Annotated in this window: 22 protein-coding genes; 15 read left to right on the forward strand and 7 right to left on the reverse strand. The window is 68.8% G+C overall.

Annotation, left to right across the window (positions count from 1 at the left end):
- Positions 1 to 50: 50 nt before the first annotated feature.
- Positions 51 to 1,166 (reverse strand): alanine dehydrogenase, encoded by a 1,116-nt coding sequence (gene ald, locus KXD96_RS12375; RefSeq protein ID WP_260744825.1) that lies wholly within the window; start codon positions 1,164 to 1,166, stop codon positions 51 to 53.
- A gap of 100 nt (positions 1,167 to 1,266) precedes the next feature.
- On the opposite strand from ald, the gene KXD96_RS12380 reads away from it, so the two are divergent.
- Positions 1,267 to 1,728: an SRPBCC family protein gene (locus KXD96_RS12380; RefSeq protein WP_260744826.1), complete on the forward strand. Its 462-nt coding sequence runs from the start codon at positions 1,267 to 1,269 to the stop codon at positions 1,726 to 1,728.
- Positions 1,729 to 1,775: 47 nt separating this feature from the next.
- Positions 1,776 to 3,197, forward strand: a complete 1,422-nt coding sequence (locus KXD96_RS12385) for an NAD(P)/FAD-dependent oxidoreductase (RefSeq protein WP_260745345.1) — start codon at positions 1,776 to 1,778, stop codon at positions 3,195 to 3,197.
- Here the strand turns inward: KXD96_RS12385 and KXD96_RS12390 are convergent.
- The gene (locus KXD96_RS12390; RefSeq protein WP_260744827.1) at positions 3,184 to 3,696 is read right to left on the reverse strand and encodes a GNAT family N-acetyltransferase; all 513 of its coding nucleotides are present in this window, start codon (positions 3,694 to 3,696) and stop codon (positions 3,184 to 3,186) included. The two genes, KXD96_RS12385 and KXD96_RS12390, sit on opposite strands and share 14 nt — an antisense overlap.
- A 22-nt stretch (positions 3,697 to 3,718) precedes the next feature.
- Positions 3,719 to 4,372 (reverse strand): TetR/AcrR family transcriptional regulator, encoded by a 654-nt coding sequence (locus tag KXD96_RS12395; protein ID WP_396878532.1) that lies wholly within the window; start codon positions 4,370 to 4,372, stop codon positions 3,719 to 3,721.
- A 98-nt stretch (positions 4,373 to 4,470) separates the two neighbouring features.
- Here KXD96_RS12395 and KXD96_RS12400 point away from each other — a divergent pair, with 98 nt between their 5' ends.
- Together KXD96_RS12400 and KXD96_RS12405 are read left to right on the forward strand one after the other, a co-directional pair.
- Entirely contained in the window at positions 4,471 to 5,478 is a 1,008-nt protein-coding gene (locus KXD96_RS12400; RefSeq protein WP_260744828.1) for a Rieske 2Fe-2S domain-containing protein, read from the forward strand.
- The gene (locus tag KXD96_RS12405; protein WP_260744829.1) at positions 5,475 to 6,557 is read left to right on the forward strand and encodes a dihydrodipicolinate reductase; all 1,083 of its coding nucleotides are present in this window, start codon (positions 5,475 to 5,477) and stop codon (positions 6,555 to 6,557) included. The genes KXD96_RS12400 and KXD96_RS12405 overlap by 4 nt, the downstream gene beginning before the upstream one ends.
- A gap of 9 nt (positions 6,558 to 6,566) precedes the next feature.
- On the opposite strand, the gene KXD96_RS12410 is transcribed toward KXD96_RS12405, so the two are convergent.
- Positions 6,567 to 7,913, reverse strand: coding sequence for an HNH endonuclease signature motif containing protein (locus tag KXD96_RS12410; protein WP_260744830.1), 1,347 nt, complete (start codon positions 7,911 to 7,913; stop codon positions 6,567 to 6,569).
- 391 nt (positions 7,914 to 8,304) lie between these two features.
- Between KXD96_RS12410 and dapB the strand changes: the two genes are divergently transcribed.
- The 3 genes from dapB to KXD96_RS12425 are packed head-to-tail and all read left to right on the forward strand — an operon-like array spanning position 8,305 to position 9,957.
- The gene (gene dapB, locus KXD96_RS12415; RefSeq protein ID WP_260744831.1) at positions 8,305 to 9,042 is read left to right on the forward strand and encodes a 4-hydroxy-tetrahydrodipicolinate reductase; all 738 of its coding nucleotides are present in this window, start codon (positions 8,305 to 8,307) and stop codon (positions 9,040 to 9,042) included.
- A gap of 7 nt (positions 9,043 to 9,049) precedes the next feature.
- Entirely contained in the window at positions 9,050 to 9,505 is a 456-nt protein-coding gene (locus KXD96_RS12420) for a hypothetical protein (RefSeq protein WP_260744832.1), read from the forward strand.
- Positions 9,502 to 9,957, forward strand: coding sequence for a flavodoxin family protein (locus KXD96_RS12425; protein ID WP_260744833.1), 456 nt, complete (start codon positions 9,502 to 9,504; stop codon positions 9,955 to 9,957). Before KXD96_RS12420 ends, KXD96_RS12425 begins: the two co-directional genes overlap by 4 nt.
- A 5-nt stretch (positions 9,958 to 9,962) precedes the next feature.
- On the opposite strand, the gene KXD96_RS12430 is transcribed toward KXD96_RS12425, so the two are convergent.
- On the reverse strand, positions 9,963 to 10,796 hold the full coding sequence (locus KXD96_RS12430; RefSeq protein ID WP_260744834.1) for a thioesterase family protein: 834 nt from the start codon (positions 10,794 to 10,796) through the stop codon (positions 9,963 to 9,965).
- 39 nt (positions 10,797 to 10,835) lie between these two features.
- Here KXD96_RS12430 and KXD96_RS12435 point away from each other — a divergent pair, with 39 nt between their 5' ends.
- Positions 10,836 to 12,371, forward strand: a complete 1,536-nt coding sequence (locus tag KXD96_RS12435) for a class I adenylate-forming enzyme family protein (RefSeq protein ID WP_260744835.1) — start codon at positions 10,836 to 10,838, stop codon at positions 12,369 to 12,371.
- Positions 12,368 to 15,583 (forward strand): carboxyl transferase domain-containing protein, encoded by a 3,216-nt coding sequence (locus tag KXD96_RS12440; RefSeq protein ID WP_260744836.1) that lies wholly within the window; start codon positions 12,368 to 12,370, stop codon positions 15,581 to 15,583. The genes KXD96_RS12435 and KXD96_RS12440 overlap by 4 nt, the downstream gene beginning before the upstream one ends.
- Here the strand turns inward: KXD96_RS12440 and KXD96_RS12445 are convergent, their stop codons facing one another.
- A complete protein-coding gene (locus KXD96_RS12445; RefSeq protein WP_260744837.1) occupies positions 15,584 to 15,931 on the reverse strand; it encodes a PE-PGRS family protein in 348 nt (115 codons plus the stop codon). It abuts the gene before it with no gap.
- 90 nt (positions 15,932 to 16,021) lie between these two features.
- On the opposite strand from KXD96_RS12445, the gene KXD96_RS12450 reads away from it, so the two are divergent.
- The 3 genes from KXD96_RS12450 to KXD96_RS12460 are packed head-to-tail and all read left to right on the forward strand — an operon-like array spanning position 16,022 to position 19,085.
- Entirely contained in the window at positions 16,022 to 16,798 is a 777-nt protein-coding gene (locus tag KXD96_RS12450) for an SDR family oxidoreductase (protein ID WP_260744838.1), read from the forward strand.
- 2 nt (positions 16,799 to 16,800) lie between these two features.
- Positions 16,801 to 17,994, forward strand: coding sequence for an acyl-CoA dehydrogenase family protein (locus KXD96_RS12455; RefSeq protein WP_260744839.1), 1,194 nt, complete (start codon positions 16,801 to 16,803; stop codon positions 17,992 to 17,994).
- Positions 17,991 to 19,085 (forward strand): acyl-CoA dehydrogenase family protein, encoded by a 1,095-nt coding sequence (locus KXD96_RS12460; protein WP_260744840.1) that lies wholly within the window; start codon positions 17,991 to 17,993, stop codon positions 19,083 to 19,085. Before KXD96_RS12455 ends, KXD96_RS12460 begins: the two co-directional genes overlap by 4 nt.
- Here the strand turns inward: KXD96_RS12460 and KXD96_RS12465 are convergent.
- Positions 19,082 to 19,822: a dienelactone hydrolase family protein gene (locus KXD96_RS12465; RefSeq protein ID WP_260744841.1), complete on the reverse strand. Its 741-nt coding sequence runs from the start codon at positions 19,820 to 19,822 to the stop codon at positions 19,082 to 19,084. The genes KXD96_RS12460 and KXD96_RS12465 overlap by 4 nt on opposite strands.
- A gap of 209 nt (positions 19,823 to 20,031) precedes the next feature.
- On the opposite strand from KXD96_RS12465, the gene KXD96_RS12470 reads away from it, so the two are divergent.
- The 3 genes from KXD96_RS12470 (at position 20,032) to KXD96_RS12480 (ending at position 22,129) form a co-directional block, all read left to right on the forward strand.
- Entirely contained in the window at positions 20,032 to 20,832 is an 801-nt protein-coding gene (locus tag KXD96_RS12470; RefSeq protein ID WP_260744842.1) for a thymidylate synthase, read from the forward strand.
- Positions 20,829 to 21,335: a dihydrofolate reductase gene (locus KXD96_RS12475; RefSeq protein WP_260744843.1), complete on the forward strand. Its 507-nt coding sequence runs from the start codon at positions 20,829 to 20,831 to the stop codon at positions 21,333 to 21,335. Before KXD96_RS12470 ends, KXD96_RS12475 begins: the two co-directional genes overlap by 4 nt.
- Before the next feature lie 92 nt (positions 21,336 to 21,427).
- On the forward strand, positions 21,428 to 22,129 hold the full coding sequence (locus KXD96_RS12480; RefSeq protein WP_260744844.1) for a cell division protein DivIVA: 702 nt from the start codon (positions 21,428 to 21,430) through the stop codon (positions 22,127 to 22,129).
- The last annotated feature ends 23 nt before the right edge of the window (positions 22,130 to 22,152 follow it).

Below are 22,152 nucleotides of genomic sequence, written 5' to 3' on the forward strand. Positions count from 1 at the left end.
CAGTACAACTAGGCCAGTACAACTAGGCCAGTACAGCTAGGCCAGTACAACTAGGCCAGCAGGCTCGCGGGGTCGGTGAACGGCAGGCCCAGGTCGGCGGCCACCCGTTCGGACAGCAGCGCGCCGTCGTGCGTCGAAAGGCCCTTAGCCAGAGCGACATCCGACCGGCACGCCGCTTGCCAGCCCTGGTCGGCCAGTTCGAGCACGTACGGCATCGTCGCGTTGGTCAGCGCCACGGTCGACGTCTTGGGTACCGCGCTGGGCATGTTCGACACGCAGTAGAACTGCGTGTCGTGCACGGGGAACGTCGGGTCATCGTGGGTGGTCGGCCGGGAATCCGCGAAGCAGCCGCCCTGGTCGATCGAGATATCCACCAGCACGGCACCCGGCTTCATCTGCGCGACAAGGGAATTCGAAACTAGTTTCGGCGCCTTGGCGCCCGGCCGCAGCACCGCGCCGATCAACAGGTCGGCTCGCGTGACGGTGCCCTCCAGCTCGTACGCCGACGAGTAGCGCGTGCGGACCTGTCCGCCGAACTCCGCGTCAAGCCGCCGGAGCTTGCCGATGTTGACGTCGAGAACCGTCACACTGGCGCCCATGCCGTTGGCGACCCGGGCGGCGTTGTAACCGGCCGTACCGGCGCCGATCACCACGACGTCGGCGGGTTTGACTCCCGGCACCCCGCCCATCAGCACGCCGCGCCCGCCGTGGGACCGCATCAGATGGTAGGCGCCGACCTGCGCCGAGAGCCGCCCGGCGACCTCGCTCATCGGAGCCAACAACGGCAGCGAGCCGTCGGCGGCCTGCACGGTTTCGTAGGCGATCGAGGTTGTGCGGGAAGACATTAGCGCCTCGGTGCAGGTGCGCGAGGCGGCCAGGTGCAGATACGTGAACAACACCTGACGTGGGCGCAGGAGGCCGTATTCGGCCGGAATCGGTTCCTTGACCTTGAGCAGCAGATCGGCCTCGGCCCACACCTGTTCGGCCGAGCCGGCCAATTGGGCGCCCGCCGCCTTGAACTCCTCGTCAGGGATGGACGACCCGTCCCCGGCGCCGGCCTGGACGAGCACCTCGTGGCCGCGGCGGCTCAGTTCGGCGACACCGGCGGGGGTGATGGCCACTCTGAACTCGTTGGCCTTGATCTCGGTCGGTACGCCGACTCGCATGGTTGCCCCTTGCTTTGGGAGGTTCGCCCTCAAGTGTGGAGAAAGTTCGGTTGGGCCGCAATCGAGGTGAAGCCGCCCGTGTCGTGGCTATGATCGGCGCATGACTGATCCGTGCGTGACGGCCACCGTGCAGGTCGACGCCCGCCCCGACGTGGTGTATGGGCTCATCACCGACCTGCCCACGCTCGCCTCGTTCGCCGAAGAGGCGGTGGCGATGGAGTGGCGCAAAGGCCATGTGGCCCGCCCCGGGGCAGTGTTCACCGGTCACAACGAGAACGGCAAACGGCGCTGGAGCACCGCGTGCACGGTCACCGACGCGGAACCGGGGCGGCGTTTCGCGTTCGACGTGCGGTACTCCATGCTCCCGATCGCGCGCTGGCAATACGACATCGTGGCGGCCGACGGTGGTTGCCGGGTCACCGAGAGCACCTGGGACCGCAGGCCCGGCTGGTTCCGCAAGCTCGCCGGCAGGGCCACCGGTGTCCCGGATCGCCTGGCCGCCAACACCGAACACATCCGGCTCACACTGGAGCGCCTCAAGCAGCGCGCCGAGTCCGAGTAGCGGCGACCGTGCGACGCGATCCCGCCGTTGCCGTCGTCGGAGCGGGCATGTCGGGGCTGTGCGTCGCGATCGCGTTGCTGCGCAGCGGGATAACGGATGTCACCATTTACGAGAAGGCCGACGAGGTCGGCGGGACTTGGCGCGAGAACACCTACCCCGGCCTGGTCTGTGACATCCCGTCGCGGGTCTACCAGTACACGTTCGCCCAAAATCCCAACTGGTCGCACCTCTTCTCGCCCGGCCGCGAGATCCAGGCCTATTTTCGCGACGTCGCCGAGCGCTTCGGGGTGCGTGACCGCATCCGGTTCGGCACTGAAATCGTTTGCGCGCGATTCGACGGTGAACGCTGGCGGCTGCGCACCAACGCCGGCGCGGAATCGACCGTCGACTTCCTGATCTGCGCCACCGGGGTGCTCCATCACCCGCGCCTACCGTCGATCCCCGGCCTGGATGACTTCGGCGGAACCGCTTTTCACTCGGCGCGGTGGGATCACCCAGTGGAGTTGCGCGATCGGCGGATCGCCATCATCGGCAACGGCTCGACCGGGGTGCAGCTCGTCTGCGGCCTGACCGGCGTGGCGGGCCGGATCATGCTGTTCCAGCGCACCGCGCAGTGGGTGCTTCGGTTGCCCAATCCCCGATACAGCAGGCTCACCAACGTCACCCACAACAGGTTCGGCTGGCTCGACCGGATGGCCTACCGGTGCTACAGCTTTGGCTACGACCTCTTCGCCGCCGGGCTCACAAAGCCCGGTCTGCGCCGAAAGATCATGGGGGCGCTGTGCCGCGCGAGCCTGCGCGAGATCCGCGATCCCGAGCTGCGCCGGGCCCTCACCCCGGATTACACGCCGATGTGCAAGCGGTTGGTGATGTCCAATGGCTTCTACCGCGCCGTCCAGCGCGACGACGTCGAACTGGTCACCGCCGCAATCGACCACGTGGAACGGCGCGGCGTCGTGACCGACGACGGCGTCCTGCACGAGGTGGACATCATCGTGCTCGCCACCGGATTCGACACCCACGCCTTCTTCCGCCCGATGCAATTGATCGGCCGCGACGGCATCGCCGCCGACGACGTGTGGCGCGACGGTCCGCGTGCCTACCAGACGGTGGCGCTCCCGGGCTTCCCCAACTTCTTCATGATGCTGGGGCCGCACAGCCCGGTCGGCAATCTCGCACTGACGACGGTCGCGGAATCGCAGGCCGACCACATACTGCGGTGGATTCAACGTTGGCGGCGGGGCGAATTCGACACCGTGGAGCCGACATGGCCGGCGACCGAGAGCTTCAACGCCAAGCTACGCGCCGCGATGCCGGACACGGTGTGGACCACCGGGTGTCAGAGCTGGTACCTGAACAAGGACGGGGTGCCCGAGGTGTGGCCCTTCACGCCGGGCGAACATCGCGCCATGCTGGCGAATACCGATCTCGGGCAATACGACCTGCGCCGGCACGTCACCGCCGGCTGAGCCGGAAGCCCAGATGGGCCACCTTGACACCGGGCAGTGGCTCCCAGTCCAGGGTGCGGCCGTCGGCGCGAAAGCCGTTTCTTTCGTAGAACTTTCGCGCCTGCGCGTTGTGTTCCGCGCACCACAGCACGACATCACCGAAAGGATGTGCGTCCAGGGCGGTGTCGAGCAGGCGGCCGCCCAGGCCGTGCCGCTGACATTGTGCCGCGACGTAGAGTGAGTCCAGTTCAACCTGCCCGGGACTGTCGGGATCTGGACCGAAAATGGTCATTCCGATTGTCTGCGAACCGGACTCGGCGATCCACATACTCCAGCCGCGGCGCTGCAGGATCCGCGGGTAGGCCAGGATGGCCCAGCGCCGCGGCGATCCCAGGGCGTCGAGCGTGGAATCCGCCAGCATGCCCGTCCACGATTGCCGCCAGACCGGGTAATGCATCTCGGCGACGTTCGCCAGATCGCCTGGCCCGGCCCGGCGGATGGTGAGGCCGCGGGGTTTCACCGGGGCTAAGGCGTTCTCGTGGTCATGCCGGGCGGGACTGCTCCAGGTAGGCGGCCAGCGCGTTGGTCAGGCCCCGCCGCGCCATATCGAGGTCGGCGTACGAGCCGAGCTGGCGTTCGGACACCAGCCCGCGCATCGCGGCGGGGATCAGCGCGGCCACCTCGCGTACCCGGTCCGGGTCGACGTCCAGGCCGGCGAAGGCGTTCTGGCAGGTCTCCAGCCAGCTCTTGCCCCACGAGAACAGCTCGGCGGCGGTGCGCGGGAACAGCCGCTCGAGCTCGCCGGGATCGCGGGGGAGCGCCGCCCGCAGGTTCTCGATCGCGCGGGAATCCGGTGACGCGAGCCCGCTGTAGAGGGTGTCGATGATGGCGCCGACCCGCTCGCGCAGGGGTGCATCCGGTGAGATCGGCGTCGACAGCGTGGAGAAGGTCGCGGCGCGTCGCTCGGCGGTGCGGTGCAGCACCGCCGCCCAGAACCCGTCGGTGTCGCCGAACTGGTACTGCACCGCGCCCCAGGTGGCGCCGATCTCCTTGGCGATGCGATTGGCCGACACCGAGCCCGGGTCGCCGGAGGCCAATGACCGGAGCGCGGCTTCGAGCATGCTCTCGCGCGTGGCGTTGCCACGCCGATTGGGGCGCCGGTTCGCCGTTCCGGTGCCGTTCGGCTGTGGGGCCATGTGCCGAGGATATCGCGCGGAGCCCCGAAATTTTCATAGAAGGTACTTTGATTAGCACGGGGCGGCGGCCTATCCTCGTTCTCAAGGAGGGATCCCGCATGGCTAAGCCGCCGTTGTCGATGAAACCAACCGGCTGGTTTCAGGTCGCCTGGTCCGATGAGATCGGTGTGGGCGACGTGCACAAGATGAAGTACTTCGGGCAGGAACTGGTCGCTTGGCGGGCCGAGTCCGGGCAGCTCAGCGTGATGAATGCCTACTGCGAACACCTCGGCGCGCACTTGGGTTACGGCGGCAAGGTCGTCGGCGAGGTACTGCAGTGCCCGTTCCACGGCTGGCAGTGGAGCCAGGAGGGCCGCAACGTCTGCATTCCCTACCAGGATCGACCCAACCGCGGGCGGCGCATCCGCACCTACCCCGTGGTGGAACGCAACGCGTCGGTCTACATCTGGCACGACGTCGAGCGCCGCGAGCCGTACTTCGACGCGCCGGACGTGTTCGGCGCGTTCCGCGACGACAGCAGCGCGGACGACTACTACCCGCAGCAGCGGTTGTACCGGCAGGCCCTGGAGCTGCATCCGCAGTACGTGCTCGAAAACGGTGTCGACTTCGCGCATTTCAAGTTCGTGCACAACACCCCCATCGTGCCGGTGTTCACCCGCCACGACTTCGCCGGGCCGGTGTCGTTCGTCGACTTCACCATCACCTTCGAGGGTGACGACGGGCAGAAGATCGAGGACGTCAACAGCGGCGTGGAGGCCATCAACGGCGGTCTGGGCGTCGCGGTGACCAAGAGTTGGGGGATGGTCGACAACCGCACCATCTCGGCGGTCACCCCGGTCGACGAGTTCACCTCCGATGTCCGGTTCATGGTCTACATCGGCCGAACCCCGGGCAAAGATCCCGACCGCGCCGAGCGCAAGGCCGCCGAGTTCGGCCGCGAGGTGATCCGGCAGTTCGAGCAGGACATCGAGATCTGGCAGCATCAGCGCTACTCGGACGCGCCGGCCCTGGCCACCGACGAGTACGAGGGCTTCACGGCAATCCGCAAGTGGGCCAAGCAGTTCTATCCCGATGCATTCGCAACGCAGAGAGGCTCGACGGAATGAGTACAGCACCGATCCGCGTCTTCCAGGTCGGAAGCGGAAACGTCGGTACGGAGATGATCAAGCGGATCGCCACCCATCCCGACCTCGAACTCGTTGGCGTGCATTGCTATTCGCCGGAGAAGGTCGGCAAGGACACGGGTGAGTTCGCGGGTGTGGCGCCCAACGGGGTGAAGTTCACCGGCTCCATCGAGGACATCATCGCCGCCAAGCCGGATGTGCTCACCTTCCACGGCGTGTTCCCCGACGAGGACCTCTACGTCAAAGTGCTTGAGGCGGGCATCAATATCGTCACCACGGCCGACTGGATCACCGGCTGGCACCGCGACAAGAACCACCCGCACCCGTCGGGCAAGCCGGTGAGCCAGCTGCTGGCCGAGGCCTGCGAAAAGGGCGGCGCGACGTTCTACGGGACCGGGATGAACCCGGGGCTGAACCAGATACTGGGTGTGGTGTGCTCGGCCGACGTCGCCGATATCGAGAACGTCACCACCATCGAGTCCGTCGACGTGTCGTGCCACCACTCCAAGGACACCTGGATCGAGGTGGGTTACGGCCAGCCGGTCGACGATCCGGAGATCCCGTCGAAGCTGGAGAAGTACACCCGCGTCTTCGCTGACAGCGTGCTGATGATGGCCGATTGCTTCGACCTGACCCTCGACGAGGTGAAGTTCAGCTACGAACTGGGCGCCTGCACCAAGGACGTCGACCTGGGCTGGTACACGCTGCCCAAGGGCTCGCTGGGCGGCAACTACATCAAGTACCAGGGCATGGTGAACGGGATTCCCCGGGTCGAGACGCACCTGGAGTGGCAGATGACCCCGCACACCGACCCAAGCTGGAATATCAAGGGCTGCTACATCACCCAGATTCAGGGCGACCCGTGCATCTACAACAAGCACATGATCTTCCCCAAGCCCGGCGTGGACCTCTCCAACCCGGACAACTTCGCCTCCATCGGGATGACCGTCACCGGCATGCCCGCGCTCGCCTCGATCAAATCGGTGGTGGCCGCGCCGCCGGGACTCCTCACCAGCGCCGACCTCCCGCTGCGCGGGTTCGCGGGGCGGTTCAAGAGGTAAGCGCGCGGATCAAGGATCTTCAAAGCGTTCGGGGTGGTGGTAGTGGTTGGTGCGCTGCCCGCGGTCTAAGTGCGGCGGCGGTAGCCATTCGGTGCGCCCGTTGGGCAGCTTCCTTGTCCGCCAGCCCTGTTCGATCAGCTTGTGGTGCGGCGTGCAGGCGAAGGTGAGTTTGTCAGCATCGGTCAGTCCGCCGGCGGCCCACTCGTCGACATGGTGCACCTCGCACCAGTAGCCCGGCGCATCGCAGCCCGGATGCGTGCAGCCGCGGTCCTTCGCGTAGAGGACGATGCGCTGGTCGGGTGTGGCGATTCGCCGCGACCGGCCGAGATACAGTGGGCGGCTTGAGTGTTGGTCGAACACGGCGAGATAGTGGTAGGCGTGGCTTGCCATCCGGATCAAGTCGCGCATCGGAACCACGTTGCCGCTGCCCGTCACCGCCTGCCCCGTGCACGAGGTCAACTCCTGCAGCGTGGTCGACACGATGACCGTGACGGGTAAGCCGTTGTGCTGACCAAGCTTTGGGTCGCCCAGCTGGCCGCGCACCAGAGCGTTGAGCGCGTCGTGCTGGCGCTGGGCGTGGCTGCGGGTGTCCCTGCTTGCAACTTCCTCTGCGGGTTCGCCGGCGACGCAGGGGCTTTCATCGTCCGGATTGCACATGCCGGGCGCCGCGAACCGCGCCAGCCAGGCATCGATATTGGCGCGCAATTCCGGCGACGCCACCAGCTTGCCGAGGCTCATCCCGTCGGCCCGCTGCCCGCACCAGGTGAAACCGCGCTGACGCGCGCGGTCGTTGTCGGAGAACTTTCCATCGGGGTTCAGCTGCAATGCGCACCGACGAGCCGCCTTTTCCAGCTGATCGGGCCGCAATTTCGCCGCCTGCTGCGCCAGAAATCGCTCGGCTTTTTCCACCGTATCGACCGGTACGTCCTCCGGCAGGTCGCGGACGAACGTTTGGATCACCCGCAGGTGCTGCCCGTCGAGCATGCCCTCTCGCCACACCTGCGCGGTGGCTGGCAACTCCGGTGGCAGCTCCTGGCGGGTGAGGGTCACCCTCGGGGAAAGCTGTTTGGCGTCGCGCACCCGCCGGGCGCCCTCGGCGCAGCTAATCCGCAACCAGTCGGCGAGCACCTTGTGGACGGGGCCGCCGACGTCGGCGGGGTCCTCCTTATCGAGACCGGCGATCACGTCATAGCTGATGGCGACTTGGCGGCGGCGCGAGGTTTCCATCCGTTCCAGCGCTCGCAGCCGCACGACCGGGCTCATCGTGTCGAACTTGAGCTCACCGATCGTCGCAACGGCTGCGTCGAGCGCGTCGAGCGCGGCATCCACGTCGGCCGGGTCACCAATCGAAAGCATGTTCGAATCATAGGCTCGCGACGGAGCCGGAAGCCACGGCGCCGGAGCTATCTGTGGATGAATGCCGCACTGTGGACAAAGCCGGCGAGTTGAGTGCCGTTGCTCGTTACCGCCAATTCGTGCGTCACTGGCACGCGAGCGCCGTCAAAGCCCTGCAAGCGGCAGCGATTCGCGATGACGGTTCCGTCGTCCAGGCCCTTTACCCCGCGAGCGCCAGGTGGCCGTGCCCGAGCGTGGCTTGCCGCAGCAGGGTATCGGCCGGCGAAGCAGCCAGACGCTGAGCGCGCGCAGAATGCCGGCCATTGCGGCGCGTCGCCATGCCAACGCGCACGTCGACGCGCACGTCAACGCGCACGCTCGCCCGAAAGAGCCGCCGCAGTAGGCTGCAGCAATGCGGGTAGGCGTCTTGGGAGCCAAGGGCAAGGTCGGTTCGGCGATGGTGGCGGGCGTGCAGGCCGCCGAGGATTTGACCCTCTCCGCGGAGGTCGACGCCGGCGATCCACTCAGCCTGTTCACCGACTCCGACACCGAGGTGGTCATCGACTTCACGCACCCCGACGTGGTGATGGGCAACCTGGAGTTCCTCATCGGCAACGGAATTCACGGCGTCGTCGGCACCACCGGCTTCACCGCCGAACGGCTGGAGCAGGTCCAGGCGTGGCTGGCCAAGAGCCCCAACACGGCGGTGCTGATCGCGCCCAACTTCGCGATCGGGGCGGTGCTGTCGATGCATTTCGCCAAGCAGGCGGCGCGCTTCTTCGAGTCGGTGGAGGTGATCGAGCTGCACCACCCGCACAAGGCCGACGCCCCGTCGGGCACCGCCGCGCGCACCGCCAAGCTGATCGCCGAAGCGCGAAAAGGCCTGCCGCCCAACCCCGATGCCACCAGCACCAGCCTGCCCGGCGCCCGCGGCGCCGACGTCGACGGCATCCCGGTGCACTCGGTGCGGCTCGCCGGGCTGGTCGCGCATCAGGAAATCCTTTTCGGCACCGAGGGGGAGACGCTCACCATCCGCCATGACAGCCTGGACCGCACCTCGTTCGTGCCCGGCGTGCTGCTGGCCGTGCGGCGCGTCCGGGAACGGCCCGGCCTCACCGTGGGGCTCGAACCCTTGCTCGACCTGCAGTGAACATGCAATGAACGCCGCCCTGCGCACCCAGTTGCTGATCGCGTTGATGTGCGTGGCGATGCTGGCGTACTTCGTGCTGCTGGGGCGGATGGCCGTCGCGATGATCGCCTCGGGCCGGGCCGCCGCCGTGGGGCTGGGCCTGGCGGTGTTGATCATGCCCCTGATCGGGCTGTGGGCCATGGTCGCGACCCTGCGGTCCGGGTTCGCCCACCAGAGGCTGGCCAATCTCATTGCGGCCGATGGCATGGAGCTCGACGTCACCGCGCTGCCGCGGCGGGCGTCCGGCCGCATCGAACGAGGCGCCGCCGACGCGCTGTTCGCCTCGGTGCGCACGGAAGTCGAAGACCACCCGGACGACTGGCGGCGCTGGTACCGGCTGGCCCGCGCGTACGACTACGCGGGAGACCGCCGCCGGGCGCGGGACGCGATGAAGACCGCACTCGAGTTGCAGGGCCGCCGATGAGCAAGACACTGCTGATCGTCCATCACACGCCGTCACCGCATACGCAAGAGATGTTCGAGGCGGTCGTCTCGGGCGCCACCGACCCCGAGATCGAGGGCGTCGAGGTCGTCCGACGGCCGGCGCTCACGGTGTCACCCGTCGAGATGCTGGCGGCCGACGGCTATGTGCTCGGCAGCCCCGCGAACTTGGGCTACATGAGCGGGGCGCTCAAGCACGCGTTCGACTGCTCCTACTACCAGCTGCTCGACTCGACGCGTGGGCGCCCGTTCGGTCTGTACCTGCACGGCAACGAGGGCACCGAGGGCGCCGAGCGCGGCGTCATGTCGATCACCACCGGGCTCGGCTGGACGAAAGCCGCAGAGACCGTGGTGGTTTCGGGCAAGCCGGACAAGAGCGACCTACAGGCCTGCTGGGAGCTCGGCGCGACGGTCGCGGCCCAGCTGATGGAATGAGCCGCCTAGGTGTAGGTCGGCTTGAACGCCTCGGCCGGTTGGGCCAGGGCCAGCGCCGAACTGGTACCGATCGGCCCATGCCGGTCGAACAGGGTGGCGGCGCCGGTGGCCACACCGGCCGTGGCGTAGTGGCTTTGCGCGGCCAGCCCCAGATACTCGCCGTCGGGCAAGCGGCTCGCGGTGACGGTGTAGTCGGCGTTGATGTAGCGCAATCCGCCGGTGCCCCAATGGGTCAGCGAACTCGTGATATCACCGACGAAGGCCAGCCGGGTGAACGGGGTCAGCGGGTGGCCCTGCACCATCGGGCGAAAGATTCGCGTCCAGGCGAACTTCTGGGAATGGGACTGTTCCCACTCGCCGGCCGCGATGCCCGGACTGCCCGCGGCGGTGGCCCCGTAACCCCAGATCAGAAACGGCATGTCGGGCGGGAAGCGCTCGGCATCGGCCGGAAGCGGCGGCATGGCCAGGGGCGCGGACCACACCGTCCCCTCGGGGTGCTCGCCTCGGCGCAGGAACAGCGCGCTGGCCCGCGCGACGGTGTTCCCGTTCTGCACCAGCGCGCCGTCGACGAGCTTGATCCGCCGGCCTTCCCGCTGCACCGAGGTTCGGATCTGCACCGGCTCGAGCAACGCCGGACGCAGCAGGTCAACCGTGAGGCGGGCCGGCTGGAACTCGGGCTCGACGCCGGATTGCTCTATGCCCCAACCCAACAGGCCGCCGACGATCTGACCGCCCATCGCGGCACCCCAGGGGCCTCGGGTCAGCGCGCCCGGCAGGTAGGAGTCGCCGTCGACAGTGAAGAACGCCTCGGGCATGATGGCGGAATCGTCGATCGTCACCGCTATCACGATAGGACACGCCGATAGTAAGGACGGGGCATGCCTCCAGTGATCGAAATTCCGCGCGCACACAACCCGTTCCCGACGACAGGCGTGACCCGCGACGCCGACGGCGTCCCGCACTACGACGATCTCCCCGCCACCCTGTTGGACATGCTCGCCGAACAGGTCGAGCACCGGCCGGACAGCGAGGCGGTGGTCGAGCTCGGTGCCGGCCGATTGACCTACCGCCAGCTGTGGGACCGCGCGGCGCGCGTCGCCGGTGGGCTGCGCGCGGCCGGGCTGCGGCCCGGTGATCGCGTCGCCGTGCGCTACCCCGCCGGCATCGACTGGGTGCTGGCGTTCTGGGGCATCGTGATGGCCGGTGGCGTTGCGGTGGCGGTCAATACGCGTTCGGCGCAGCCGGAGGTCGAGTTCGTCCTCTCGGACTCCGGGGTAACGTTCGACCTGGCGGCGGACGCCCCGCTGCCCGACGGCCGGCCGTACGTGACCGAGCTGCTCGGCCGCGCCGACGTGGCCGCGCTGTTCTACACCTCGGGCACCACCGGCTATCCGAAGGGGGTGCCGACCACCCACGAGGCCTTCCTGGCCAACACCGAGAACGGGATTCGCTGCCTCGACCAGCCGCGCGACCTGGGCGAAGCGATGCGCACGCTCATCTCCGTGCCGCTGTTCCACGTGACCGGTTGCAACTCACAGCTTCTGGCCGCCACCCGGCTGGGTGGGGCCTCGGTGATCATGCCGGCCCTGAACCTGGACGGGCTGATCGCCACGCTGGCCGCCGAGCGGATCTCCGTCATGGTCACCGTCCCCGCCATCTACGCATTGATGTTGCGGCACAACACCTTCGCAGATGTCGACGTTTCCGGCGTCCGCTGGGTGGGTTACGGGGGTGCCCCGATCGCCCCGTCGTTGGTTCGAGCGGTCAAGGACGCCTTTCCCCAGGCCACGGTCTTCAACGGCTATGGCATGACCGAGAGCGCATCGCTGATGACCGTGCTGCCGAGCCGCGACGCCGTCGAGCACGCCGACTCGGTCGGGTACGCGGTCCCGTCCATCGACCTCGGCCTGATCCCGTTCGGCGGCGACGAGCCGGGCGTCGGCGAGCTGGTGGTGCGCGGCGCCAACGTCACCGCCGGGTACTGGAACCGGCCGGAAGCGACGGCGGCCACCATCGTGGACGGCTGGCTGCACACCGGCGACGTGGTGCGGGTCGACGAGGCGGGCAGGGTGCACATCGTCGACCGGCTCAAGGACATCATCAACCGCGGCGGCGAGAACGTCTCCAGCGTCGAGGTGGAAGCCGTGCTGCTGGCGGCGCCCCATGTCGCGGACGCGTGCGTGCTGGCGGTTCCGGACGACGTCATGGGCGAGAAGGTGGGCGCGGTGCTCTTCGGCGGCGCGGACGAGATCGACGTGCCGGCGGTGCTCGACCACTGCCGCGAGCAACTCGCCGACTTCAAGGTGCCGCAGTACGTCACGGTGGTCGCAAACGCGCTGCCGCGCAACGCCGGCGGCAAGCTGCTCAAGGGCAAACTCCGCGAGCAGGTGCAGTGGGGGGAGCCGCTGCGATGAACGCGACGCTGCTGGTTGCCAACCGTGGCGAGATCGCGCTCCGAATCATCCGCACGGCAATCGAATTGGGCATGCGAACCGTCGCGGTCTACGCCGAAGACGATGCCGACAGCCCGCATGTGCATGCCGCCGACGAAGCTATCGGCCTCCCGGGCGACGGGCCGCGGGCCTACCTGGACCAGTCCGCCGTGCTGGCCGCGGCGAAAAGCTCCGGCGCGGAGCTGATCCACCCGGGTTACGGGTTCCTCAGCGAGAACGCCGAATTCGCCCGCGCGTGCGCCGGCGCCGGGTACACGTTCGTGGGACCGGACGCCGACGTGCTCGAGCTGATGGGCAACAAGTCCGCGGCCCGCCGTGCCGCCGTCGCCGCCGAGGTGCCGGTGTTGGCCGCGACCGAAGGACCCAGCAGCATCGCGGACATCGAGGCCTTCTTCGAAGCGCAGGGCGCCATCATGATCAAGGCGGTGGCCGGCGGGGGTGGGCGCGGAATGCGCACGGTGCGCAGCGCCGATCAGATCGGCGACGCCTACCAACAGTGCGGGGCGGAGGCGCAACTGGGCTTCGGCGATCCGGCGCTGTTCGCCGAGGCGTTGCTCGACGGCGCGCGGCACATCGAGGTCCAGGTCGTCGCCGCGCCGGCGGGGCACCAAACCCGCGCGCTCGCGCTTGGCGACCGCGACTGCAGCATCCAGCGGCGTTATCAGAAGCTCGTCGAAATGGCACCCGCGCAAGGGCTTTCCGACGGATTACGGCGCGACTTGCACCAGGCCGCGGCCCAGTTGTGCGCGCGAGTCGGGCTACGGGGGCTGGCCACTGTCGAATTCCTGGTGGCCGGTGAGGAATTCGTGTTCCTCGAAGTGAACCCGAGGATTCAGGTGGAGCACACGATCACCGAGGAAACGACCGGGTTCGACCTGGTGGCCCTCCAGCTGGCGATCGCCGCGGGCGGCTCCTTCTACCAACTCGGGCTACCGGCCGGAATCGCCTCCGACGGCAACGAAGTCATCGGCGAACCCGCCGCGCACCGCGGCGTCGCGATCCAGGCCCGGGTGAACATGGAGACTTTCGCCCCCGACCTCTCGGTCGTGCCCTCCGCCGGCACCCTCACCGCGTTCGCGCCGCCGAGCGGGCCGGGGATCCGCGTGGACACCTACGGCCGGGCCGGGCTGGTAGTCAACCCGCAATACGACTCACTGCTGGCCAAGGTCGTCGCCCACGTGCACGCCCCGTCTCCGCGGGCCGTGCTGCGCAAGGCCCGGACCGCCCTGGCGGAGTTCGGCATCGAAGGCGTCCGCACCAACATCGACTTCCTGCGCGAGTTGCTGTCCCACCCCCAGCTCGAATCCGGTTGGGTGAGCACCGCTTTCCTTGACGCGGAGCTGCCCCAGCTGGTGGCGGCGGCATCGTCGCACCGGCACGGCGTCCCAGTCGCGCCGGTCGAGCTCTATCCCGGTGAGGACGTGCTGCGCGCCCAACTGGCCGGCACCGTGGTCGAAGTGGTGCCCGAGGGCGCCGACTTTCCCGCGGGCAGCCAGCTCGTCGTCTTGGAAGCGATGAAAATGCAGCACGTGCTGGTCGCGCCCGACGCGCTGCGGACCGTGCGCAGTCTGGTGGCCCCCGGGCAGGTGGTGGGAACCGGCGACCCACTGCTGGTCTTCGCCCGCACCGGCGCGGACGCCGCAAGTGACTCCGCAACGGCCACCACGGATCTCGACCGGCCACGCGCCGACCTCGACGAGGTGCTCCGGCGCCATCTGCTCACCCTCGATGAGGGCCGCGAGGCCGCGATTGCCAAGCGGCACAAGCAAGGTCGTCGCACCGCGCGCGAGAACATCGCCGACTTGATCGACCCGGGCAGCTTCGTGGAATACGGCGCGCTGGCCATTGCGGCGCAGCGCAGCCGGCGCTCCGAAGCCGACCTCATCGCCAACACGCCGGCCGACGGCCTGGTCGCCGGCCTGGCCACGATCGGGGGCGGCGAGGCCGTCGTGGTCTCCTACGACTACACCGTGCTGGCCGGTACGCAAGGCATGCGCAACCACGCCAAGACCGACCGCGTGTTCGACCTGGCCGCCCGAAAACGGCTGCCGGTGGTGCTTTTCGCCGAGGGCGGAGGCGGCCGGCCGGGGGACACCGACGTCGGCGGCGCTGCCGGACTGGACGTGCCGACCTTCCGGATGCTGGCCGCGCTGAGCGGCCGGGTGCCGCTGATCTCGATCGTCTCCGGCCGCTGTTTCGCCGGCAACGCCGCGCTTGCCGGGGTGTGCGACGTGATCATCGCGACCCCGGACGCCAACATCGGGATGGGCGGGCCGGCCATGATCGAGGGCGGCGGGCTCGGGGTGTACCCGCCGGAGGCGATCGGGCCGATCGGCGTGCAGCGGCGCAACGGCGTGGTCAGCCTGGTCGCCCGCGACGAAGCGCACGCGGTCTCACTCGCCAAGCAGTACCTGTCGTACTTTTTGGGCAGCTTGGATGATTGGGTGGCACCGGAGCCGCGCCTGGCTCGGCATGTGGTGCCGCAGAACCGGTTACGCGCCTACGACGTGCACAGGGCGATCGAGGCGATCGTCGACGCCGGGTCGGTGCTGGAGTTGCGGCCCGACTACGGCGTCGGCATCGTCACCGCGCTGGTGCGCGTCGAAGGGGCAGCATATGGGCTGATCGCCAACAGCACCCACCATCTCGGCGGCGCCATCGATGCCGAGGCGGCCGACAAGGCCGGCGACTTCCTGGCCTTGTGCGAATCGTTTCGGCTGCCGGTGATTTCGCTGTGCGACACCCCCGGCTTCATGGTCGGGCCCGAGGCGGAGGCCCAGGCGGCGGTGCGGCGGTTCGGCCGGATGTTCGTCCTGGGCGCACGGCTGACCGTGCCGGTCGGAATGATCATCTTGCGCAAGGGCTACGGGCTCGGCGCGATGGCGATGGCCGGCGGTTCCTTCCACGCGCCGCAATTCACCGTCGCGTGGCCGACCGGCGAGATCGGCGGAATGGGCCTGGAGGGCGCCGTGCGTCTCGGGTTCAGCAAGGAGCTGGCCGCCGAGGGCGACCCCGCCAGGCGCGAGGAACTGTTCGACAAGCTAGTGGCCGCCGCCTACGAGCACGGCAAGGCGCTGCGGGCGGCCACCACGTTCGAACTCGACGACGTCATCGACCCCGCGGACTCCCGGGCCTGGATCGCCAGGCTCCGGGAGCCGCGCAGATCGGGCTGATCAGGCGTGGCCGCCGCCGCAGCCGACGCCGGGCAGGCAACCCTGGCCGCCCGGAACGCCGCCGGGTCCCGCGTTCTGGCCCCCGGAGCCGCAGCCGACGCCCGGTGCGCAGCCCTGGCCGCCCGGACCGCCGCCCGGGCCCTGGTTCTGTCCGCCCGAGCCGCAGTTGCCGTTAGCATCGCAACCGCCGCCGCCCGGCTGGTCCTTGAAGACCACGTGCGTGGGCGCCGCGGACGGCGCGGCCGCCCAGGCAAGGGAATCGGTGATGGCGATCGGCGCAACGGCGATGGCAGCGGCCGCAGCCCCGCCCACCACCAGTCTTTTCGTAACGGTTAATTTCGAGAACATGCAGGTCGCATACCACCCAAACAGACGTGTAAAACATCCATGTAGCGAACGGGAAACCGCTCGATTTTGCGCGACGGAAGGCGCAGCACGATGAGCTCACTGGATCTGACCGGCCGAACCGCGATCGTCACCGGCGCCTCCCGCGGAATCGGCCTCGCGAGCGCCCAGCAGCTCGCGGCGGCGGGGGCCAATGTGGTGCTGACCGCCCGCAAGCAGGAGGCCGCCGACGAGGCGGCCGCCCAGGTGGACGGCAACGCCGTGGGCGTCGGCGCGCACGCCGTCGACGAGGACGCCGCGCGGCGCTGCGTGGATCTGACGCTGGAGCGCTTCGGCCGCGTGGACATCCTGGTCAACAACGCGGGCACCAACCCGGCCTACGGCCCGCTGATCGACCAGGACCACGCCCGCTTCGCCAAGATCTTCGACGTCAACCTGTGGGCGCCGCTGCTGTGGACCTCGCTCGTCGTCAAATCGTGGATGGGTGAGCACGGCGGCGCGATCGTCAACACCGCGTCCATCGGCGGCCTGCACCAATCCCCGGCGATGGGCATGTACAACGCCACCAAGGCCGCGCTGATCCACGTCACCAAGCAACTGGCGCTGGAACTCTCACCGGGTATCCGGGTCAACGCCGTCGCGCCGGGGGTGGTGCGCACCCGGTTGGCCGAGGCGCTGTGGAAGGGCCACGAGGATCCGCTCGGATCAGCGATAGCGCTCGGCCGCATCGGCGAGCCCGTCGATGTGGCCGAAGCGATCGCCTTCCTGGTTTCCGACGCCGCGAGCTGGATCACCGGCGAGACGATGGTCATCGACGGCGGCCAGCTACTCGGTGGCGCGTACGGCTTTCAGGCTCGGCCGCGGGGCTAGCCATGAGTTCCGAAGACTTGGCGGTGGACCTGAAGGCACGGGTACAGGCGCTGCTGGACGAACACGACCCGGCCGGTACCGACCCGGGGGAGTTCCTCGGCGCCCAGTACGACGCGGGCCTGGCCTGGGTGCACCTGCCGCACGGCTTCGGCGGGCTCGGCCTGACGCGGAAGGCCCAGGAACTCGTCGACGCGCAGCTGGCCGCCGCGGGGGCGCCTGTCGGTGGCACCGCGAAGAACTTCATCGGGATGGGCATGGCGGCGCCGACCATCGCGGCTTTCGGAACCGACGAGCAGAAGCGAAAGTTCTTACGCCCCTTGTTCACCGGCGAACAAGTCTATTGCCAGCTGTTCAGTGAACCCGGCGCGGGGTCGGACCTGGCCGGGTTGGCCACTCGCGCGGTCCGCGACGGTGACGACTGGATCGTCAACGGGCAGAAGGTGTGGACCTCGATGGCGCAGCACGCGCAGATGGCCATCCTGGTCGCCCGCACCGACCCGACGGTGCCCAAACACGCTGGACTGACGTACTTCCTGTGCGACATGACCCAGCCCGGCGTCGAGGTGCGCCCGTTGCGCCAGATCACCGGCGAGGCGGAGTTCAACGAGGTGTTCCTCACCGACGTGCGGGTGCCCGACGCGAACCGGCTCGGGCCGGTCGGCGGCGGGTGGCGGGTCGCGACCACCACGCTCAACAACGAGCGCGTCGCCATCGGCACCCGCGCCGGAACGCCGCGCGAGGGCGGGATCATCGGGAAGGTCGCCAAGGCGTGGCGAAACGAGCCGGGGCTGCGCAACCCCGCGATGCACGACGAGCTGATGAAGCTGTGGGTCGACGCGGAGGTCCTGCGGCTCGCCGGCGAGCGGCTGCGACAACAGGCCCAGGCCGGTCAGCCCGGACCCGAAGGCGCCGGCATGAAGGTGGCCTTCGGCAAGCTGGCGCAAGCCATTTCGGGCTTCGACATCGAGTTGCACGCCGAGGCGGGTCTGCAGTACGACGACTGGACCATGCGCAGGACCGAAGTCGTCGATCTGGTCGGACGCGAGCCCGGATACCGCTACCTGCGCGCTCGCGGCAATTCGATCGAGGGCGGCACCTCGGAGATCCTGCGCAACACCATTTCCGAGCGCATCCTCGGCCTGCCGGGTGAGCACCGCGTCGACAAAGACGTCGCCTGGAAGGACCTGGATCGGTGAGTGACCTGCTGTACTCCGACACCGAGGAGGCGCTGCGGGACAGCGTTCGGCATTTGTTCGCCGACCGCTGCCCGCCCGAAGCGGTGGCACGCGCGTACGACCCTGAGCCGCCGGACTTTTCGGGCGTCTGGAGGACGTTGGCCGCCGAGCTGGGGGTGGCCGGGCTGCTGGTGCCCGAGTCGCTCGGCGGCGCCGGCGCGAGTGCCCGGGAGGTCGCGGTCATCATGGAGGAGATCGGCCGGGCTGTGGCGCCGGTGCCGGTCCTGTCCAGCGCTGTGCTGGCCACGGTCGCGCTGCTGCGCGCCGGCGATACCGAGACCGTGTCCGCGCTCGCGCAGGGCGAGCTGACGGCCGCGTTGGTGGTGCCGGTGTCGACCGTGCCCGGCGATCCGATCGGGGCGGTGACCGGCGGCGCCGACGGGCTGAGCGGAGCGGTGACCACCGTCGCCGGTGCCGCCGAGGCCGACGTGCTGGTGGTGCCGGTCGCCGGCCCCTTCGGGCTCGAGCTGCATACCGTCGCGCGCACCGCGGCGGGGGTGAAGGTGTCGCCGCTGCTGGCGTTGGACATGACGAGACCCCTTGCGAACGTGAGCTTTTCGGCGACGGACTCGTCACGGGTCGGGCCGGGGGACGGGCCGGTCGCCGAGGCGTTGCGCACCGGGGCGGCGCTGCTCGCGTCCGAGCAACTCGGGGTCGCCCAGTGGTGTTTCGAGACCACGCTGGCTTATGTCAAGCAGCGCAAGCAGTTCGGCCGCGCGATCGGCTCCTACCAGGCGATCAAACACCGGCTGGCCGATCTGTGGTTCGAGGTCAGCGCCGCGACCGCGGCGGCCCGGCACGCCGCCGACACGTGCGCCCGGAACGACGAAGATGCGCCCGTCGCGGCGGCGCTGGCGCAGGCGTATTGCAGTGGCGTCGCCGTGCACGCGGCGGAGGAATGCGTACAGCTGCACGGCGGTATCGGCATGACGTGGGAGTATCCCGCGCACCTGTACCTCAAGCGAGCCAAAAGCGACCAGTTGATCTTCGGCACCGCGTATCGTCACCGAGCCCGACTGGCCGAGTTGGTGGACCTGCCTTCGACGGGCTAACGCGGTAACGCGGAACCGAAGACCTCGGTCATGGCCTGCCAGTGACGTTCGGCCGCGGCCGGGTCGTACGGCACATTGTCGGGCACCGCGAACCCGTGGGCCGCCGGATACCACTCGATGGTGTGCTGCACGCCGGCGGCCGTCAGCGCCTTGTCCAGCTGTTCGGCGTCCGCGCGCGTGAACGACGCGTCGTCCTTGGCCCCACCGACGTAGACCGTGGCGGTCATCCGGTCGGCCAGCAGGTGCGGGCTGTCCGCGGTATCGGTCACCAGGCCGCCGCCGTGAAACGACGCCGCGGCGGCGACGCGCTCGGGCACCCGGCCCGCGACGACGAGCGAGGTCCGCCCGCCCATGCAGTAGCCGCACACGCCGAAGCGCTCCCCGGATACCTCCGGGCGGGCCGCCAGGTAGTCGAAGAAGGCGGCGGCGTCGCCGGCCATCATGTCCGCGGTGACGCTGCCGATCATGCCGAAGAGCCGCCTGCGCTCCCGCTCGTCGCCGAACACGGTGGCCATGTCGAACGGGGCCCAGTCTCCGCTGCGGTAATACACGTCGGGTAGCAGCACCGCATAGCCGAACCCGGCCAGCTTGGCGGCCATCTGGTCGAAGGTGTCGCGCACCCCGCCGGCATCGCAGTACATGACTATCCCCGGCCAGGGACCGGGCCCCTCGGGGGTGAACAGGCCGACGGGGCAGGTGCCATCGGCGGTGGTGACGCTGTCGGTGATTTTCGGCATGGCCTCCGTTTTACTCCCGAGGTCTGGACGGGATTTTTTGGCGTCGACCCGCCGCGCCCGGCTTCGCCGCGCTTGCGATCGCCGCGGGATTTTTTGGCGTCGACCCGCCGCGCCCGGCTTCGCCGCGCTTGCGATCGCCGCGGGATTTTTTGGCGTCGACCCGCCGCGCCCGGCTTCGCCGCGCTTGCGATCGCCGCTAAGCTTTCCGCGTGCCGATCCCGACGCCGTATGAGGACCTGCTGCGCCTGGTGCTCGAGCGGGGCACGGCCAAGTCCGACCGCACCGGCACCGGGACCCGCAGCCTGTTCGGCCAGCAGTTGCGCTACGACCTGGCCGCCGGCTTCCCGCTGCTGACCACCAAGAAGGTGCATCTCAAGTCGGTGGTCTACGAGTTGCTGTGGTTCTTGCGCGGCGATTCCAACGTCGCCTGGCTGCACGAGCACGGCGTCACCATCTGGGACGAATGGGCCAGCGACACAGGCGATCTCGGGCCGATATATGGCGTGCAGTGGCGGTCCTGGCCGACGCCGACCGGTGAGCACATCGACCAGATCAGCGCGGCGCTGGAGTTGCTGCGCACCGACCCGAACTCGCGGCGGATCATCGTGTCGGCCTGGAACGTCGGGGAGATCCCGCAGATGGCGCTGCCGCCGTGTCACGCGTTCTTCCAGTTCTACGTGGCTGACGGCCGGCTCAGCTGCCAGCTGTATCAGCGCAGCGCCGACCTGTTTCTCGGTGTGCCCTTCAACATCGCCAGCTACGCGCTGCTCACCCACATGATGGCCGCCCAGGCCGGGCTGTCGGTCGGTGAATTCGTCTGGACGGGCGGCGACTGCCACATCTATGACAACCACGTCGAGCAGGTGCGCACCCAGCTCAGCCGCGAGCCGCGGCCCTACCCGGAACTGGTTCTGGCGCAGCGGAATTCGATCTTCGACTACACCTACGACGACGTGGTCGTGAAGAACTACGACCCGCACCCGGCCATCAAAGCCCCCGTCGCCGTATGACGCGTACGACGGTCGTGGGCCTGATCTGGGCCCAGTCGACGTCGGGCATCATCGGCCGCGGCGGCGACATCCCGTGGCGGGTGCCCGAGGACCTGGCCCGTTTCAAGGAGCTGACCGTCGGGCACACCGTGATCATGGGCCGGCGCACGTGGGAATCCTTGCCGACCAAGGTCCGGCCGCTGCCGGGTCGCAAGAACGTCGTACTGTCGCGACGCAGCGACTTCGTGGCCGAAGGGGCGCAGGTCGTCGGATCGCTCGAGGCGGCTTTGGCCGGCTCCGAGGGCGAGCCGGAGACGTGGGTGATCGGCGGCGAGCAGGTTTATCTGCTGGCGCTGCCCTACGCGACCCGGTGCGAGGTCACCGAGGTCGAAGTCGACCTGCGGCGGGACGACGACGACGCGCTCGCGCCCGTGCTCGACGACAGCTGGCTTGGTGAGACGGGGGAGTGGCAGGTCAGCCGCACGGGACTGCGGTACCGGCTGCACAGCTACCGTCGGGCATAAGTGTTGGGCTCCCCGCCCGTGACATACTCGGACGCGGGGGTCGGTCTCGCCCGCACCAGGTCACCACACGTTGCCAGGAGGGGGAGTTGGCAGTGATAACCGAACCCACGAAAGCGTTCACTCGCATGTTCAGGGGGTACGACCCGGCCGCGGTCGATGCCCACATCGAGATGTTGACCACCAAGCAGCAGTTGCTGCTCGACGACGTCGAGAGCCTGAGGAACCGGCTGAAGGAAGCCGGCGACGAAGCGGCCGCGCTGCGCAAAGAAATCGCCGTCCTCACCGACAGCTCACCCTCACCCCACGCGGTGCAGCGCCGGATGGCGAAGATGCTGCGGCGCGCGGTCGACGAGGTTGCCGAGATGCAGGCCGAGGCGCGGAGCGAGGCGGGCCGGCTGATCGCAGCGGCCGAGGCCGAGATCGAGGCCACGCAGCGAAAGCACGAAGAGGAGTTGGCGGAGATGGCCGAGCAACGAAAAGCCATGGAAACCGATTACGAGGAAGCCAAGAAGCAACTCGAGGCCGAGTTGGCCGGGATGCGTGCCGAAACCGAAGCGGCGATCGACAAGGCGTGGCGGGACGCCCAAAAGGAAGCCGATCACTATCGTGAGCAGGCCCGGCGCGCGGCGGACGAGGCGATCCGGCAGCGGATCAACGTCCTCGAGCAGCTGATGGGCGTCTACCGCGACCTCGAGGCGGTCCCGGCCGCTCTCGAGTCGGCCTACCAGGAGCAGAAGAACGCGCCGGACCCGAGCGTCGTGGTGCCGCTGGACGGGAAAGTCAGCACGGGCTGAGCCCGCGGGGCCGCGTCGCCGCT

This window comes from Mycobacterium sp. SMC-2 (assembly GCF_025263485.1).
Classification (GTDB): Bacteria; Actinomycetota; Actinomycetes; order Mycobacteriales; family Mycobacteriaceae; genus Mycobacterium.

Excerpts from the sequence above, each read along its gene's own strand:
- ald (WP_260744825.1), bottom strand. The coding sequence starts at position 1,166 with ATGCGAGTCGGCGTACCGACCGAGATCAAGGCCAACGAGTTCAGAGTG.
- KXD96_RS12380 (WP_260744826.1), top strand. The coding sequence starts at position 1,267 with ATGACTGATCCGTGCGTGACGGCCACCGTGCAGGTCGACGCCCGCCCC.
- KXD96_RS12385 (WP_260745345.1), top strand. The coding sequence starts at position 1,776 with ATGTCGGGGCTGTGCGTCGCGATCGCGTTGCTGCGCAGCGGGATAACG.
- KXD96_RS12395 (WP_396878532.1), bottom strand. The coding sequence starts at position 4,372 with ATGGCCCCACAGCCGAACGGCACCGGAACGGCGAACCGGCGCCCCAAT.
- KXD96_RS12400 (WP_260744828.1), top strand. The coding sequence starts at position 4,471 with ATGGCTAAGCCGCCGTTGTCGATGAAACCAACCGGCTGGTTTCAGGTC.
- KXD96_RS12405 (WP_260744829.1), top strand. The coding sequence starts at position 5,475 with ATGAGTACAGCACCGATCCGCGTCTTCCAGGTCGGAAGCGGAAACGTC.
- KXD96_RS12410 (WP_260744830.1), bottom strand. The coding sequence starts at position 7,913 with ATGCTTTCGATTGGTGACCCGGCCGACGTGGATGCCGCGCTCGACGCG.
- dapB (WP_260744831.1), top strand. The coding sequence starts at position 8,305 with ATGCGGGTAGGCGTCTTGGGAGCCAAGGGCAAGGTCGGTTCGGCGATG.
- KXD96_RS12420 (WP_260744832.1), top strand. The coding sequence starts at position 9,050 with ATGAACGCCGCCCTGCGCACCCAGTTGCTGATCGCGTTGATGTGCGTG.
- KXD96_RS12425 (WP_260744833.1), top strand. The coding sequence starts at position 9,502 with ATGAGCAAGACACTGCTGATCGTCCATCACACGCCGTCACCGCATACG.
- KXD96_RS12435 (WP_260744835.1), top strand. The coding sequence starts at position 10,836 with ATGCCTCCAGTGATCGAAATTCCGCGCGCACACAACCCGTTCCCGACG.
- KXD96_RS12440 (WP_260744836.1), top strand. The coding sequence starts at position 12,368 with ATGAACGCGACGCTGCTGGTTGCCAACCGTGGCGAGATCGCGCTCCGA.
- KXD96_RS12445 (WP_260744837.1), bottom strand. The coding sequence starts at position 15,931 with ATGTTCTCGAAATTAACCGTTACGAAAAGACTGGTGGTGGGCGGGGCT.
- KXD96_RS12450 (WP_260744838.1), top strand. The coding sequence starts at position 16,022 with ATGAGCTCACTGGATCTGACCGGCCGAACCGCGATCGTCACCGGCGCC.
- KXD96_RS12455 (WP_260744839.1), top strand. The coding sequence starts at position 16,801 with ATGAGTTCCGAAGACTTGGCGGTGGACCTGAAGGCACGGGTACAGGCG.
- KXD96_RS12465 (WP_260744841.1), bottom strand. The coding sequence starts at position 19,822 with ATGCCGAAAATCACCGACAGCGTCACCACCGCCGATGGCACCTGCCCC.
- KXD96_RS12475 (WP_260744843.1), top strand. The coding sequence starts at position 20,829 with ATGACGCGTACGACGGTCGTGGGCCTGATCTGGGCCCAGTCGACGTCG.